The 1,004-nt window shown below is 68.9% G+C and carries 1 protein-coding gene; it reads right to left on the bottom strand.

What is annotated here, in order from left to right; genetic code table 11:
• Positions 1–878, bottom strand: an 878-nt coding sequence (locus tag NW75_RS21790; protein WP_033967465.1) for an SAM-dependent methyltransferase, incomplete at its 3' end; no start/stop codon positions are given.
• Positions 879–1,004 lie beyond the last annotated feature (126 nt).

The following is a 1,004-nucleotide window of genomic DNA, read 5'->3' as shown; positions in this document are numbered from 1 at the left end:
ATGCGGGATGCGAGCGCGCCGAGGAACACGCCTTGCCCGACCGGGCCCGCGACCTGTGCGCCTTCGACCGTCGCCGCAGCGGCGAGCGTGCCGAAATCGACATGCGCGGTAAGGTCCTGCTCGCCGGGCATATCAAAAGGGTTGGCGTAAGCATGGCCGCGCACCGCTTGCAGCGTGTCGCCGATTGCCGGGCCGTGATAGCCATAATCGATTACCAGCAGCGCCCCGCCTTGTGCGACGATACGCTGGGCGAGGCCGCGCAGGATCGCCACGCTGGCGGGAGACGTCTCGATCACCGAGCCGGCTGCGGTGTCGCGCAACGCCTCGGGAATGACTGCATCAGGGACTTGTTTGCCCGCAATCGGCAGGAACAGCGTGTCCTGACAGGCGACCAGCCGCTCGAACCAGCCGTCCGCACCCTTGACGAGTTGCCGGATCGGCAGCGCGTCGAAGAATTCGTTGGCGACGACAATCAGCGGGCGATCGGCGGGCAATGTGTCGATCGCGTCGTGCCAGGTCGCGTGCGGCAAGCGCTCGGCTTGCGCGGCGCGCAGCACCGGGCTGGTTTCGACCAGATGCACCGGCGGCGCAAAACCGGCCTTCGCGGCCGCGCGCAGCGCATCGGTCGAGAGCGTCCCCCGACCGGGGCCGAGTTCGACCCACGCCGCTGGCGGTCGCCCGGCGCGGTCCCACAAATCGGCACCCCACAGGCCGATCAGTTCGCCGAACATCTGGCTGATCTCGGGCGCGGTGGTGAAATCGCCGCCGCTGCCCAGCGGATCGCGCGTCGCATAATAATGCTGGTTGGCCGCCGCCATGAACTGCGCGAGCGAAATCGGCCCGGCCAGCGTGATCGCACGGGCGAGGCGGTCGGCCAGCGGGGCGGTCGTTTCGTCTCCCCTCCCGCTTGCGAGTTCGGGGTCGACAGCGCCCCGCGCTGTCGAGGATGTGCCGGGGGCACATCCGACCCCGAACTGGGCTGGGGGGAGGGCTGCTATAGTTCT

The organism is Sphingomonas sp. Ant H11 (assembly GCF_000797515.1).
Lineage (GTDB): Bacteria > Pseudomonadota > Alphaproteobacteria > Sphingomonadales > Sphingomonadaceae > Sphingomonas.
Note: the sequence above shows the minus strand (reverse complement) of the source record. Positions and strands in the feature narration are given on the sequence as shown.